14 protein-coding genes and 1 pseudogene are annotated in these 15,473 nt (G+C 51.4%); 10 read left to right on the top strand and 5 right to left on the bottom strand.

Translation table 11 applies throughout. The features are described 5' to 3' along the window. Both RJ38_RS18935 and RJ38_RS14590 read right to left on the bottom strand, forming a co-directional pair. A pseudogene (locus tag RJ38_RS18935) lies at positions 1–264 on the bottom strand (IS3 family transposase); the annotation flags it as partial. Further along, complete coding sequence (locus tag RJ38_RS14590; protein ID WP_039017620.1) at positions 261–536, bottom strand: IS3 family transposase; 276 nt, start codon at positions 534–536, stop codon at positions 261–263. The gene RJ38_RS14590 and the pseudogene RJ38_RS18935, both read right to left, overlap by 4 nt. On the opposite strand from RJ38_RS14590, the gene RJ38_RS14585 reads away from it, so the two are divergent. From RJ38_RS14585 to RJ38_RS18245, 9 genes are all read left to right on the top strand, one after another. Further along, positions 490–996, top strand: coding sequence for an acyl-CoA dehydrogenase family protein (locus RJ38_RS14585; RefSeq protein ID WP_082005767.1), 507 nt, complete (start codon positions 490–492; stop codon positions 994–996). The genes RJ38_RS14590 and RJ38_RS14585 overlap by 47 nt on opposite strands. 93 nt (positions 997–1,089) lie before the next feature. After that, on the top strand, positions 1,090–1,851 hold the full coding sequence (locus RJ38_RS14580; protein WP_039019607.1) for an SDR family NAD(P)-dependent oxidoreductase: 762 nt from the start codon (positions 1,090–1,092) through the stop codon (positions 1,849–1,851). A gap of 175 nt (positions 1,852–2,026) precedes the next feature. After that, positions 2,027–5,149 carry a methyl-accepting chemotaxis protein gene (locus RJ38_RS19290; protein WP_052245427.1) on the top strand — a complete coding sequence of 1,041 codons (3,123 nt, stop codon included), beginning with the start codon at positions 2,027–2,029 and terminating at the stop codon, positions 5,147–5,149. A 43-nt stretch (positions 5,150–5,192) separates the two neighbouring features. Then, positions 5,193–6,230, top strand: coding sequence for a protein-glutamate methylesterase/protein-glutamine glutaminase (locus RJ38_RS14570; protein WP_039019606.1), 1,038 nt, complete (start codon positions 5,193–5,195; stop codon positions 6,228–6,230). Continuing rightward, positions 6,227–6,766: a chemotaxis protein CheD gene (locus RJ38_RS14565; protein WP_039019605.1), complete on the top strand. Its 540-nt coding sequence runs from the start codon at positions 6,227–6,229 to the stop codon at positions 6,764–6,766. Before RJ38_RS14570 ends, RJ38_RS14565 begins: the two co-directional genes overlap by 4 nt. A gap of 537 nt (positions 6,767–7,303) precedes the next feature. Beyond that, complete coding sequence (gene gap, locus RJ38_RS14555; protein ID WP_039019603.1) at positions 7,304–8,302, top strand: type I glyceraldehyde-3-phosphate dehydrogenase; 999 nt, start codon at positions 7,304–7,306, stop codon at positions 8,300–8,302. Positions 8,303–8,724: 422 nt separating this feature from the next. Continuing rightward, positions 8,725–9,729: a type I glyceraldehyde-3-phosphate dehydrogenase gene (gap, locus tag RJ38_RS14550; protein WP_039019602.1), complete on the top strand. Its 1,005-nt coding sequence runs from the start codon at positions 8,725–8,727 to the stop codon at positions 9,727–9,729. 12 nt (positions 9,730–9,741) lie between these two features. Further along, positions 9,742–10,290 (top strand): MOSC domain-containing protein, encoded by a 549-nt coding sequence (locus RJ38_RS14545; protein ID WP_039019601.1) that lies wholly within the window; start codon positions 9,742–9,744, stop codon positions 10,288–10,290. 289 nt (positions 10,291–10,579) lie between these two features. Then, complete coding sequence (locus RJ38_RS18245; RefSeq protein WP_082005765.1) at positions 10,580–11,617, top strand: Hint domain-containing protein; 1,038 nt, start codon at positions 10,580–10,582, stop codon at positions 11,615–11,617. 64 nt (positions 11,618–11,681) lie between these two features. Here the strand turns inward: RJ38_RS18245 and coaD are convergent, their stop codons facing one another. From coaD to RJ38_RS14525, 3 genes are all read right to left on the bottom strand, one after another. Further along, entirely contained in the window at positions 11,682–12,179 is a 498-nt protein-coding gene (gene coaD / locus RJ38_RS14535) for a pantetheine-phosphate adenylyltransferase (RefSeq protein WP_039019600.1), read from the bottom strand. Positions 12,180–12,317: 138 nt separating this feature from the next. Further along, a complete protein-coding gene (locus RJ38_RS14530) occupies positions 12,318–12,752 on the bottom strand; it encodes a CBS domain-containing protein (protein WP_039019599.1) in 435 nt (144 codons plus the stop codon). A 79-nt stretch (positions 12,753–12,831) separates the two neighbouring features. Continuing rightward, positions 12,832–13,725 (bottom strand): LysR family transcriptional regulator, encoded by an 894-nt coding sequence (locus RJ38_RS14525; protein WP_039019598.1) that lies wholly within the window; start codon positions 13,723–13,725, stop codon positions 12,832–12,834. Between the two features lie 120 nt (positions 13,726–13,845). Between RJ38_RS14525 and RJ38_RS14520 the strand changes: the two genes are divergently transcribed. Next, complete coding sequence (locus tag RJ38_RS14520) at positions 13,846–15,345, top strand: CoA-acylating methylmalonate-semialdehyde dehydrogenase (RefSeq protein WP_039019597.1); 1,500 nt, start codon at positions 13,846–13,848, stop codon at positions 15,343–15,345. The last annotated feature ends 128 nt before the right edge of the window (positions 15,346–15,473 follow it).

The following is a 15,473-nucleotide window of genomic DNA, read 5'->3' as shown; positions in this document are numbered from 1 at the left end:
CATCAGCATGTCTCTCATCTTGCGATGGCCCACCGGTAATCCCAATTCTTGCAGTTCCTCGGTTATCCGAGGCCGCCCATAGCTTTGCAGGCTTAAGCGATGCTGTTCACGGATGTGAGCCAGGATCACCATATCATCGCGTTGACGCTGGCTCATCGGGCGAACCCGCCACGCGCGAAAACCACGTGATGTGACCCGCATAACTTTGCACAGGAACTCAACTGGCCATTCTTCTTTCCAGGCGTCGATGAACGCAAATCTCACCGGCTTTGGCCTGCAAAGAAGATTGCCGCCTTTTTTAACACTTCCCTCTCCTCGCGCAGCAGACGGACTTCCTTGCGAAGCCGCGTGTTCTCCTTCTCAACGTCTTCATGCGGTCCTGACATCAGGTCATCGTGTTGATGCTGTTGAACCCATTTGTTCAGCGTCGAAAGCCCAACCCCTAAATCTGATGAAAGTTGAGGCCGCGTTAAGCCACTCGTCGTCGCCATGCGCACCGCATCACGCCGAAACTCGTCTGTGTATCTCTTTGCCATTCTCTATCTCCTTCATAGCAAACATTGCTCGAAAGAGACCGGAACTAAACCGCGACAAGACCAACGTGCCTTTGACATCACCATGGATTACATTCAGGACCGCAAAGCCTTTGGAAAGCCAATTGGAAGTTTTCAGAATTCTCGCTTTGTTATGGCCGCCCTGCGCACCCGGCTGGATGCAGCGCAGACCTTGGTCGATCATTGTGTTCTTAACCATCTCGACGGGGTGCTAAGTGCCGAACTCGCGGCTGAGGTGAAGCTTTTGACATCCGAACTTGAAGGCGAGGTCGCCGATCAATGTGTGCAATTGCATGGGGGCAACGGCTATATGCAGGACTATGAAATCTGTCGCCTATATGCGGATGCCCGGATCAGCCGAATTTATGCGGGCACGTCTGAAATCATGAAAGAAATTATTGGCCGTGGCCTTGGGTTGGATGATCGAAACCATCGATCCTAAAGCATGCAATAGTTGCGCAACAATCATATGATTTATGGCCCTTAAGCCTGCGGCATATAGGGCGAAAATCAAGATCCAGAATAGGGAATAACGATGAAACTTGAAAACGTAATCGCGATGGTAACCGGGGGGGCGTCTGGCTTGGGGGAAGCTTGCGCACGCGCTATTATCAAAGCTGGTGGCAAAGTGGTCGCCGTCGATATGAATGAACAACGCGGCGCAGATCTTGCTGTAGAATTGGGCGACAATCTGATTTTCGCACAGGGCGATGTTACCTCAGAACAGGATATTGGCGCCGCACTTGATGCCTGTGAAGCCACCCACGGCCCTGTGAACGCGCTGGTGAATTGCGCGGGTATTGCGATCGCTGCAAAAACTGTTGGCCGCGACGGCGCGCATCCAATGAGCAGCTTTTCCAAAGTGATCGATGTAAACTTAAAAGGCACATTCAACACCTGTCGCCTCGCAGCTGAACGTATGCAACACAACGGTGCGGACGAAGACGGAAACACAGGCGTCATCGTGAACACGGCTTCTATTGCCGCTTTTGACGGTCAAAAAGGTCAACCCGCTTATGCCGCGTCCAAAGCTGGCGTTGCAGGCATGACCTTGCCCATGGCACGCGACCTTGCCTCATATGGCATTCGGGTAAATTGCATCGCGCCTGGCCTGTTTTTGACGCCCATGCTGCAAGGCCTACCAGAAGAGGCGCAAGAAGCGCTCGGCAAACAGCCCCTCTTCCCTAAACGTTTAGGCAAACCCTCCGAAGTGGCTGACCTCGCCGTGTTTCTGATCAGTCATTCATATATGAACGGCGAAATCATTCGCGTAGACGGTGGCATCCGCCTGCCATAACGCCCCCATAGGATAAACAATTCTACCACGCGCAAGCCCAATCCTTCGCCTGCGCGTGAATAGCCAGTTCGTGGTTACGCCAAAAAAATCGAAACGCTTAAAGTTATTTTCACGTTTGCTGCGCATGTTTGCTCGGTCTGGTCCTTTGACCTGTGAACAACACTTGGAGCGTCACATGCGGTTTTTCAATTCAATCAAGCTCACACTCAAGCTTCCACTTGTGATGGTATCTCTTTGTTTGACTTCTCTGGCATTGATGACCTTTATCGCGCTTGAATTGTCAAAATCCTCTCTCGAAAGATTGACAGAACAGCGCCTCGGATCTCTCGTCGAAGGGCGTGCCGACCATCTGGAAACATTTCTTGAAAATGTTGAATTTAGTCTCGCAATTCAAGCGAACAACCCGTCTGTGCTGGATTCAATTTTTGGTTTCAAAGGCGGCTGGCGCGAATTTGAAGACCCTCAAGCCTATCTGAAACAAACTTGGATCACCGACAATCCATATGAATTCGGCGAGCGTGAAAACTTCATCGAGGCCGACGACAGCAACAACTATACCCGCACCCATAAACGCTATCACAGTTTTTATACGACCCTGATGAACAATGTCGGTCTCTATGATGTTATTCTGATCGATACCCTTGGGAACGTTCTTTATTCCGTTGAAAAAGAAGACGATTTTGCCACCAATATTCTTGATGGATCCGTCGACAATTCCACGCTCACTGAAATCGTTACAACGATGCTTAGCGAAGACAATCCCGTCTCCGGTGCGCAATTCTTTGATTTCCGGGTCTATGAGGTTTCCAACGCCCCCGCAGCCTTTTTTGCCTCGATTATCCCAAATCGCAATGGATCTCCTGCGGCGGTTATCGTCTATCAAATCGGTGCTGAACAAATTAACGCTGTTTTGCATTCTCAAGAAGGCCTAGGCGAAACGGGACAGACTTACCTCGTAGGCCCGGATAATCACCTACGCTCTGACCTTACCAACGGGCATGTCGGCTCTCTCCTCGAAACACGGATGGACAGCCCCGCAATCACCGCTGCATTGTCAGGGATCACAGGAAGCGACACCCGCTCAACGAACGAAGGCATGCTCCACGAAAACTACGCGCCCCTAACCGTGCATGGGCACACATGGGCGCTCATTGCTGCGCAATCACAATCCGAATTTATGTTGCCGTGGTCGCAGATGCGTACAAAAATGATCCGTGATGGCCTCGTCGCTCTCGCCGTTTTCGCCATGATCTCGATCGTTCTTGGCTTGTCCATAAGCCGCCCCCTTCTGCGGCTCAACCAAGTGATGCGTAAAATTTCAAACTCTGAATTCACAACCAAAGTTCCTGACTCTGATCGTGGGGATGAAATCGGGGGAATAGCCAAAACGCTTGAAGAATTCCGAGCTTCCCTTGAGGCCGCAGAAGAAACCGCCGCCGAAGCGCGCGTCAAAGGCTCAGCATTCAGCGATTCATCCGCCGCCATGATGATCCTCGATTCTGACGGCAACATCACCAACACCAATAGTGCTCTGCTGTCCTTCTTCAAAACCCATGCTGATGAATTCCGGACGGTCGCCCCCGATTTGAATACAGACACCATGATCGGCGTATCCGTTGCGTCTCTCTGGGAAGACAAAGACCGCTTAGACGCGTTGCTTGCCGCACCGCAATCCCTCCCACGCCGCGAATTTGTTGACCTAGGGAAACTGCGGCTTGCCATCTTCATCAACCTAATCCTGGACAACGACGGCAACGGATCCGGGTTCGTCGTTGAATGGGAAGATGTAACCGTGTCTCAAATGAACGACGCGATGATCAGTGCCATCGAAACCCATCAGGTCAAAGCCGCATTTTCAACCGACGGACAGTATATGGATTCAAACGCGCTGTTCCTTGACGCCGCACACACATCTGAATCTGATATCAAGAATGTGACGTTTTCCGACCTACTCACAGTTCAGGGGGAACCAAAACGAGACGCTCTTTCAGAAGCAAAATCAGGAAAAACAGTCGCCGCAAAATTCATCTTGAATAACGGAAGTGAACAAAGCGCCCTCCTCGAAGCCATCTTAAGCCCCGTGAAAGACGCAAGTGGAAAAACCCTGTGTTTGCTTTTACTTGGCAATGACATCAGCGAAGCGCAATCTCTCATTGATCGTGCCGAAGAAGAACAAGCGAAGATGGTGGAATCGCAAAACAATGTGGTAGAGGCTCTGCGCAAAGGCCTAGGTGAACTTGCAGATGGGAAGCTCACAACTGAAGTCACCCAACCATTGGCCGAAGAATACGAGCAATTGCGCACCGATTTCAACCGCGCGGCCAATAACCTGCGCGATGCAATGATTGGCGTCGTGTCCAATGCGGATAATATGCGTTCAGAATCAACAGATATCAGCACAGCGGCCGAAGATTTATCACAACGTACTGAAAAACAGGCAGCAACACTTGAACAAACTGCCGCTGCCCTCGATGAGATAACGTCAAGCGTGCGCTCAGCTGCGGACGCCTCAGAACAAGCCAACATCGTGGTAAACACGGCTAAATCCAGCGCCGAGACCAGCAGCATCGTGGTCGAAGAAGCGGTTTCAGCAATGGGGAAAATTGAATCTTCCTCAGATAAGATCACAAAAATCATCAGTGTCATTGATGACATTGCATTTCAAACCAATCTTCTTGCACTTAACGCAGGCGTCGAAGCTGCTCGCGCCGGAGAAGCCGGCCGAGGTTTTGCAGTTGTCGCGTCGGAAGTCCGCGCATTGGCGCAACGGTCGTCAGATGCCGCACATGAGATCAATCAGCTAATCTCAGACTCCGGCCAACACGTAAAACGAGGGGCCGAATTGGTCAGCGAAACCGGCGAAGCGCTACAAAACATCATCGGTTCGGTTGGAGACATCTCGCGCCATGTCGCAGAAATCGCAGTTTCTGCTAAACAACAGGCAAGTGGCCTGGCCGAAATTAATACCTCGGTGAATGAACTCGACAAATTCACCCAACAAAATGCAGCAATGTTTGAAGAAACAACGGCCGCAAGTCACGCATTAACCCAAGGCGCCGAAGCACTGGCATCCGTAGTCGCGCAGTTTGACGCAGGCCAAGCCCAATCAGAGACCGATCCAAATATCTTCAAAAGTGCCCGTAGCCCAGCAAGTTCGGATGAGAACCTTGATGGCACCTCAGGCATTATACATAGCACGCCACAGCCGAAGATCGTCGCCGCTTCAGCGAACTCGAATGTGGCCCACGCTCAAGAGCCCGAAATTCTGGATGTGCCGGACGGATGGGAAGAGTTTTAAGCAATTTACCAACACGCCTGAGACCTCCTAATAAGGACCAAATATGCCAAAAGTCAAAGTACTGATTGTCGACGATTCAAGCGTTATGCGACGCCTAATCCGCCAAGCCCTGTCCAAAGACACCCGACTTGAAGTTGTTGGGGAGGCGAACGACCCAATTGAAGCGCGGAGTGTCATAAAGGTCTGTAATCCAGACGTGTTGATCCTTGATATTGAAATGCCGCGGATGAGCGGATTGGAGTTTCTTGAACTTCTGATGCGGCTGCGTCCAATGCCCGTGGTAATGTTTTCATCTCTTGCAAGAAGCAGCCGTGACGCCACTATCAAAGCCTTAAGTCTAGGAGCCGTCGATTGCATAGAAAAGCCATCCACAGAATCCGGAAACACACTAGAACGCTTACCGGATAGTCTCGTCGCTGCGGCCAGCGCGGACGTGTCCGCACTTCAGAGACACAGTAAAATCGCCCGGAAGGCCCAAGCATTTCACTGGAATGGAAGGCCTGTTCTGATTGGCGCCTCAACAGGTGGCGTTGATGCGCTACAGAAAGTGTTCGGTCCTTGGCCTGCGAATTGCCCGCCAACGCTCGTAACCCAGCATATGCCCGAAAATTTCCTGCGCAGTTTCGCAACCCGACTTGATGATCAGCTAGAAATGAAAGTGCGTATCGCAAAGGATGGTGATGAAATTCGCCAAGGCGAGGTTGCCATTTGCCCCGGAGGAGCCTTTCATATGGAACTTCAGAGTGCTAGCCCCACGCGTGTGCGATTGATTGAAGGTCCACCTGTAAGCGGTCACAGACCCTCAGTCGACGTTATGATGCGTTCCGCGAAACCATTCGCCCCAAGCTGTGTTGCAGCAATATTGACCGGCATGGGGCGCGACGGCGCTCAGGGGCTTTTTGAACTTTATCAAAATGGCGCCGAAACCATTGGTCAGGACGAAACATCATCCGTTGTCTACGGAATGCCCAAAATTGCATATGATCTGGGCGGCGTTAAACAACAATTGCCCGTAGACGATATCGGAAACGCAATTTTAGATGCCTGCAGCACAAAACGACGGAGTATGGCAAACACATGAGTAATGGACCTATCTCTAAAGACAAAAATCGACAACATATTACGCAGGGTCAGTTCGCCGTCGGCTCGGGCCCAGACGCTATTCTGTCAACTTTGCTAGGGAGTTGCGTGTCCACCTGCCTCTGGGACAGTGCCTCTCAAATCGGCGGAATGAACCATATCCTCCTGCCCGATCGTCGCTTCGGCGACGGAGCGATGATTGGAGAAGGCGTCAATGAAATGGAGCTACTGATCAATGGCTTGATTAAAGCGGGGGCAAGGCGTGACAACCTAAAAGCCAAGATATTCGGTGGAGCTCGAATGATTGCAATGGCAACAGACATTGGCGAAACAAATGCAGCTTTTGCCTTGCAATTTTTGTCTGACGAGGGGATCGAGTGCGTCGGACAAAGCACTGGTGGCAACACTGCGCGTCAAGTCAAGTTTTGGCCAGGAAGCGGCAAGGCCCTTGTCCGAATTGCGGACGGCAGTACAACCATCGCTCCAGAAAAACCCTCCGCGCCGAAACCAATGGAGGCCGCGATCGAGTTGTTCTGACAGGTTCCACTGTTCATTTGTTTCGCGTCGCATTGCTGCCGGGGATGGTACGCGAAACGAACACAAGTAATGCATACAACCCAACCACATAGATCTGAGCAGTATCTCGCACATCATCGGTTTTCACAGGCTGGTCAACAACACAATTGATAGAATTGGACCTAACGTGCAGGACCACAGAGCACATTTTGTTCTGAAAAATCGATGAAGCCATTTCCCTCTCATGCTATCCAAGCAAGACGGAAGCGTCAAAAAGGAACATGTTGAGCCAATCCCCTCATACCCGTAACTTTATGACAATCTCTGCAATGTTTATCTTTTCTGAGGTTCTAATCCACTATTGCGTGGATACAGGAGCAATCCATTCAAGAACCACGGTTCTATATGATATTGACACGATGTTTACGCAAAACTCAATGTTTGCGCCAACATGTTAACGCTAAACTCTTTCACCCGCATCCGCAGAGGCATATAGAACCCCAAAATCCGACGTAAAACACATCTGGATTAAAGCCGATATCACCGAGGGGTATGAAGATGACTGTCACTGTAGCAATTAACGGATTTGGCCGGATTGGGCGTTGTACGCTGGGGCATATCGCCGAGAGCGCGCGCGATGACGTGAAAGTTGTTAAAATCAACGCAACTGGCCCGCTGGACACAGCCGCCCATCTGATGCGTTATGACTCTGTGCATGGGCGTTTCCCGAATGACATCATCGTTGGCGACAAAACGCTAGATCTGGGCCAAGGCCCGATTGAGATGTTCTCAACCTACAACCCAGAAGAACTTGACTGGTCTGGCGTTGACGTGGTTCTGGAATGTACAGGCAACTTCAACGACGGTGAAAAAGCCAAGGTTCATCTTGAACGTGGTGCAAAGAAGGTTCTGATCTCAGCACCTGCGAAAAACGTCGAGAAAACCATCGTTTACGGCGTGAATGACGAACTTTTGACTGCTGGCGACACAATGATCTCCAACGGATCTTGCACCACCAACTGCCTGGCCCCGCTTGTGAAAGTTTTAAACGACAGCATTGGTGTCGAGCGCGGCATCATGACCACGATCCACAGCTACACCGGTGATCAGCCAACCCTTGATCGCCGTCACAGTGATCTATACCGCGCACGCGCGGCTGCCATGGCGATGATCCCGACCTCCACCGGTGCTGCCAAAGCCCTATCCGAAGTTCTGCCAGAAATGAAAGGCCGCCTTGACGGTTCTGCCATTCGCGTCCCCACCCCAAATGTATCCGCCGTGGATATGACCTTTGAAGCAGGCCGTGACGTGACGGTTGAAGAAGTTAACGCCGCCGTGAAAGCAGCCTGTGAAGGTCCAATGGGTCGCGTGATGTCATATGACCCCGAGAAAAAGGTTTCTATCGACTTCAACCACACGCCTCATTCGTCCATCTTCGCGCCGGATCAAACCAAAGTCATCGGCGGGCGTACAGTCCGTGTTCTGGCATGGTACGACAACGAGTGGGGATTCTCTGTGCGTATGGCCGATGTTGCTGCAAAAATGGGCAGCCTCTGAAGCGTAGTTAAACGAATTCAAGGAAGGCCTGGCTTGTCGCTGGGCCTTTGGGTTTCAGGTTCATTCCCACGCCTCGTCAAGCGGTTGCCCTCTGATTTCCGGCTTGCATGAACTTTAGAAAACATAGACACTTGTTGCATATTCCAGCCCCCTTCTTCTAAGGCCTCTTCGTGACCAACGCTTCCGCCATCGTGATTTTTTCTCTTGTCGTTTGCGCACTTATTGGTGACGCTATCTTCAATGATGGCATCGCCACAATGTTCACATTAAAGAAAGCCAACGACTTTCGAGAATGGATTGCTGTTTGGCGCTAGGTGGTCTTCGTGTTGTAGTTTACCCCACGTTTAATGGTTGACTTAAGCCAAGAAACCCACATGTTAGCGATAACATTATGACATATATTCGCACGAGGTGACGCAATCATGGCTGTAAAAGTAGCAATTAACGGATTTGGCCGCATTGGCCGCCTTGTTCTGCGATCGATCATTGAATCAGGCCGCACCGACCTCGAAGTGATCGCGATCAACGACCTTGGCGATGTTGCGATGAACGCCCTGCTTCTGGAATATGATTCAGTGCATGGCCGCTTTCCCAACGAGATTATCGTCAAGGGCGACACGATCGACGCCGGTCGTGGTCCAATTAAAGTCACCGCGCTACGCAACCCCGATGATCTGCCCTGGGCCGATGTGGACGTGGTGATGGAATGCACGGGCATATTCAAAACGCATGAGTTGGCTTCGGTTCATCTGGGCAATGGTGCATCCAAAGTGCTTATATCGGCTCCCGCGTCGGATGCCGACCGGATGGTGGTTTACGGTGTGAACCACGACACGCTGCAAGCCTCTGATCTTATTGTATCAAATGCGTCTTGCACCACCAACTGCTTGGCCCCAGTTGCCAAGGTCATCAATGACGCCGTTGGTATAAACAAGGCCTTTATGACCACGGTGCACAGCTACACAGGCGACCAACCCACGCTTGATCGATTGCACAAAAAAGATCCACGGCGCGCACGTGCTGCGGCCCTGTCGATGATCCCAACCTCAACTGGCGCTGCGATCGCCGCGACCAAGATCCTGCCAGAACTTGAGGGTAAGCTAGATGGTGTGGCGATCCGCGTGCCAACGCCGAATGTATCTTGTGTCGATTTGACAGTTGATTGTGCCCGCGACACCACCCCAGCAGAAATCAACGCGGCGATCTTGGCTGCTGCAAATGGCCCCATGAAAGGGATCCTCGGTGCGACTGACAAACCGTTGGTTTCGTCTGATTTCAACCACGACCCACATTCATCGATTTTTCAACTGGATGAAACCAAAGTTGTTGGTGGAAACTTGCTGCGCATCCTGACATGGTATGACAACGAATGGGGGTTTTCTAATCGCATGGCAGATACTGCTGCGTTGATGGGGAAACTTGGCTAGCGCGAGGCGTATATGGCAACACCAGATTTCAAAACCCTGTTGCATGCAGATATTCACTCTGCCCCACGTGACAATGGAAAGATCAGCGTGCTTTGCACGCGCCCTGGTTTTGGGGCGCGTGTCTATCCGCAATCTTTGCAGTTTTGCCCTGAAACCGGCGTCGAGCAAGATCGCTGGAGAACCGATGGCTGGCTAAAGAGCCCTGATGGAACGCCTGATCCACAAATCCAAGTTGCGGTGATTGGTAAACGACTGCTGGATTGTGTCTGGGGTGGCCCTGACGATGACGCCCCTTATCCAGGTGACACGATGGTTGTCGACATGGATTTCGACAGCGCCCACTTGCCTGCAGGTACGCGACTGCGCGCGGGATCTGTTTTGCTTGAGGTGTCCGAGACCTACAACGACGGCTGCACAAAATGGAAAGTCCGTTATGGTGAAGACGCTTTCAAATTTGTGCGCGCGCCAGAGACCATGTCCCGTCGTCCTCGAGGTATGTTTTGCCGGATCCTTACAAAAGGCACTGTTTCAATCGGCGACCGCCTGAGTCGCGCAGACTAGTTTCTGCAAAAATTGACAATCGATGTGTCACAAGAACGGCCATGTCAAAAAATCAACCCAAAGAGCAGTTTATGAAAGATTAGTAATCTCAAGATGGAGTGAATACCGTTCAAAATATAGTTCTCCGAAAAATCCGTCCCGAAAAAACAACACCTAAGAGGTTGGCAGCGCGATCACGCTCAATTGCGTTGACCAAATATTCACCTGTAGCTAGACCAATATAAGAGCAATTTATTCGACCCGAAATTTACTAAATGTTAGCGTAATTAGTCTCTGAAAGGGTTGTTGCATGATCGCAACGAGTTTCATAGTTAAGATATTGTCGCGATCTGGCGGAAGCACTATTGTGTCTGCCAACGCCACGATAGAATGCGTCGCTGTCACGGACGCTATAAATTGTGAAAATACCACCACCCCCAACAAAGTCTTGGTTACCAAAGCCGGCATTCAGGCCTGCTATAGCAGCGTATTCAACCCAGATGGGTTCGAAGCGATTATCGCAGACTCTCTGACAGTGAATGAGACCCCTGCCCCTGTTTCATCCAAGATGAACTATGCCATCGTCGAAGATGACGAAGATCAACAGTTCATCCTAGCCAAATTCGACACGCCCGAAGATGTTCAAGCTTTCGAAGACACCCTAAAGCTGGGTGATATCACGATAAATGAGGGCCGCTACCGTCCTGTTTGGTGGACAGACAACCCAAAGGGGAACTCCGTTAACTGTTTTGCTGGTGACGCCGAAGTTTTCACCCTTACTGGAAGCACCAAAGTCAAGGACCTGAAATTGGGCGACATGGTTCAAACCATCGATAACGGCTTTCAGCCTATCGCTTGGATCGGGTCAAATACTCTGTCTGACAGAGATCTAAAGGCATCTCCCGAACTTGCGCCAGTTCGTATTCTTGCAGGCGCTTTAGGCGCAAACATTCCTAGCAAAGATCTCATCATCTCTCAGCAACATAGGCTTTTGGTTTCCCCCGCAAAGGTTGGGACAAGCTCTGACGAGAGCGAAGTGCTTATTTCCGCAAAAACACTTACGGCACATCCGGGTATTTTTGTGGATGAAACGATCACAGCGGTCGAATATTTCCACTTTCTATTCGATGAACATCAAATTGTATTCGCGAATGGAATCGCGTCCGAAAGCATGCAAACAGGGATGAAAGCGCTGCGTGCCCTGTCTGATGACTCATACAATGAAATCGTGACCCTGTTTCCCGAAATTCGCACCCTAGGATATATGCCCATTCCGGCACGCAAGATCCCAAACGCCGAAATACTGCACCCGAGCACATCTAAAAACACTCAGGGATTAAACGCGTAAAGCGCATTTTTTGATCCGTCCACGCCGAAAAAATAGCCCGAACAACACAATCCTAAACGTAGTTTTAGGTTCTTCCTAATTTTTGGTAGAGCGCTGATTTGACGGCCGGAGGCACGAACTTCGCCACATCCCCATCAAGACGTGCAATTTCTTTCACCAATTTTGACGCAATTGCTTGGTGCTTCGCGTCTGCCATCAAAAAGACGGTTTCGACGGACGAATCAAGCGAGCGATTCATACCAACCATCTGATATTCATACTCAAAATCTGCAACCGCACGTAACCCGCGCAGGATAACTTGGGCCCCTACGTCGCGGGCACAATGGATCAGAAGGTTCTCAAATGGATGGGCAATAATTTCAGTGCCGGTTTCTTTGGAAAGCACCGCACATTCCGCCTCAATCATCGCAACCCGTTCTTCCAAAGTGAACATGGGCCCCTTATCCCGGTTGATCGCAACGCCAATGACAAGCCGGTCGACAAGCTGCGCACCGCGGCGAATAATGTCGAGATGTCCGTGGGTTACGGGATCAAACGTACCTGGGTAAAGGCCAATGCGCATGCGGTATTCCTCTTGTTCACTATGCGCACGCAACAATATTGCGCCTCAAATTGCAAGATCTTTCTGCGGCGCAGAATGACGCAGCGATCACCAAGGCATCGCACCCCGGCCTGAGCCTTTCGTTCCAGAATTTCAGAGTTAATGCCCCATAATCATGCCTTGAAGCGCTTCTTTTTCCATCGCCAATTCAGACAATTGGGCCTTAACCACATCACCAAGTGAGATCAGGCCGACCATGCGCCCCTTATCAATCACTGGCATGTGGCGAAAACGGCCTTCGGTCATTTTTGCCAAAACTGCATCTGTGTTGTCTTCGGGCGCGCAGGTGACCAGCTTCTTGGTCATCAAATCATCAACCGTATCCGCCATACAGGCAGGGCCGCGTTTGCCAAGTTCGCGCACAATGTCGCGTTCCGACAAAATGCCATCGGCTGTGTTACCATCTGCTGAGATCACAACCGTCCCGATCCGACGTTCCGACAGTATTGCCGCTGCGTCCGAAACACTTGCCCCGGGCTTCAGCATCATAACACCTTCTGCGGATTTACTTTTCAGGATTTGTTGTACAAGCATACGGGCCTCCTCAGGAATAAATACATCTTCAGCGTGGCCTCGCTTGCCCCTACTGTCAAGCCTGACGCGGACCTATCCGTTAACAAAGCGCCTCAAGACGGGCGACCTCACGTCGAATTTCGCGTGCCAAAGCGGTTGAAAAACGGTTCAAACGTTCCACGCGCCGTTCATCCGCATGACGCACAAGATAAAAACTTCGGGTCAGGGACAGTTGATCCATTAATATGCGCCGAATGGGCACGTCAGACGCGGGGATCGCAAAATCATGCACCACCGCAACCCCTGCCCCTTGGCGCATAAAGTTAAACTGAACTGAGAAGGAATTAGACGACAAATGCACCTTCTCTGCTTGCATGTCAGACAGGTAATCCAACTCCTTATCAAAGATCATATCCGGGATATATCCAATCAAACGATGGTCCTTAAGGTCAGAAAGCTGCGTGATTTCATCATGTTGTCCAAGGTATGTTTCCGCGGCAGCCAAATGCAAATGATAATCAGATAGCTTTTGCACCAATAAGCGCCCGGTGTTTGGCGGCGACACGGTCACTGCCATATCTGCTTCGCGTTTGGACAGGTTAAACACGCGCGGCAGGGCTACGATCTCGACCTCAAGTCCGGGGTTTTCGTCACAAATCTTGGCACAGACTTGGGGCAGTAAATAGTTCGCCGACCCATCCGGCGCGCCAAGGCGAATTGTCCCCGTCAGCAACCCAGATTGCCCCCGCAATTCCTCCTCGCCCAGATGCAACGCTTGTTCTGCACGCGTCGCATGGGCCAACAGACGTTCGCCCTCATCCGTTAACGCATAGCCCTGGGGCGACTTCAAAAACAACGGCGCGCCCAAGGCATCTTCAAGCCGCGTGATCCGACGTGCAACTGTCGCTGGGTCCATTTTCAACCCCTTGCCCGCACGCGAAATACTTTCCTCACGTGCCACTGCCAAAAACACCCGCGTGTCATCCCAGTTCATGTTTCACCCTCAGTTCACCCTTGCGTTTTTGCAAAACCTCTTTGTGAAATTACGGCTTTTCCATGTAAAATTGCAAGTGTAACCTGCCCCCAACGTGAAAACCTCAAAGGGAGAGTATTGATGCAAAACATCGGTCATTTCATCAACGGCGCAGAAGTTGCAGGCACATCCGGCCGCACCAGCGACATTTTCAACCCGGCAACTGGCGAAGTTCAAGCCAAACTGGCAACCGCGACCACCGCAGAAGTCAATGATTTCGTTGCAAAAGCTGCTGCTGCTCAGCCAGTTTGGGGCGCTACAAACCCACAAAAACGCGCACGCGTCATGATGGCAATGGTTGGCCTGATGAACCGCGACATGGACAAATTGGCCGAAGCCCTGTCCCGTGAACACGGCAAAACCATTCCAGACGCCAAGGGCGACCTACAGCGTGGCCTGGAAGTGATCGAATATTGCATCGGCGCCCCTGAAATGCTGAAAGGTGATTACACCGACGGCGCAGGCCCTGGCATTGACATGTATTCCATGCGTCAGCCCCTCGGCGTTGTTGCTTCTATCATGCCGTTCAACTTCCCTGCGATGATGCCACTTTGGCACGTTGGCCCGGCTCTGGCTTGTGGGAACGCTGTGGTTTTGAAACCATCTGAGCGCGACCCATCTGTTCCAATGATGCTGGCCGAATTGTTCATCGAAGCAGGCCTGCCCGCGGGTTGTTTCCAAGTTGTAAATGGCGACAAAGAAGCTGTTGACGCGCTGCTTGATAACGACACCATCCAAGGTGTTTCCTTCGTGGGCTCCACCCCGATCGCGCAATACATCTATTCGCGTGCAACGGCCAACGGCAAACGTGCGCAATGTTTCGGTGGTGCGAAAAACCACATGATCATCATGCCAGACGCAGACATTGATCAAGCGGCTGACGCGTTGATCGGTGCTGGTTTTGGCGCGGCCGGCGAACGTTGCATGGCGATTTCTGTTGCTGTTCCAGTTGGCAAAGAAACCGCTGACAAACTGATCGAAGCGCTTGTTCCACGCGTCGAAAAGCTGCGCGTTGCGCCTTATACTGACGGCAACGATGTCGATTACGGCCCAGTTGTTACGGCCGATGCGAAAAAGCGTATCCTTGGCCTGATCGAGACCGGTGTTGAGCAAGGCGCTGAATTGGTTGTCGATAACCGCGACTTCAAACTGCAAGGTTATGAGAACGGTTTCTTCGTCGGTCCGCATCTGTTTGATCACGTGACCAAAGACATGGACATCTACACCCAAGAAATCTTCGGGCCCGTTCTGTCTGTTGTACGTGCCAATGACTATGAAGAAGCTATCGGCCTCGCGATGGATCACGAATATGGCAACGGTTGCGCGATCTACACCCGCGATGGCGACACCGCGCGTGACTTTGCGCACCGCATCAACATCGGCATGGTCGGCATCAACGTGCCGATCCCAGTGCCGCTGGCGTACCACACCTTTGGCGGCTGGAAAAAATCCATGTTTGGCGACTTGAACCAGCACGGCCCGGACAGCTTCAAGTTCTACACCCGCACCAAAACAGTGACCTCACGCTGGCCATCAGGCATCAAAGAAGGCGGCGAGTTCAACTTCAAAGCGATGGACTAAACCCATATTTTGAAAAGATAAATCGGGCGGTGCAGCAATGTGCCGCCCTTTTTCATGCGCTTACCGTTCCCTGACTGGCGCGTTTTGCTTTTCATCTTGCTCTAAATACTCCGGGGGAATCCCGCAGG

It is taken from the genome of Halocynthiibacter namhaensis, assembly GCF_000812685.1.
In the GTDB taxonomy this organism is placed as follows: domain Bacteria; phylum Pseudomonadota; class Alphaproteobacteria; order Rhodobacterales; family Rhodobacteraceae; genus Halocynthiibacter; species Halocynthiibacter namhaensis.
This window is presented reverse-complemented; position numbering and strand designations above follow the sequence as displayed.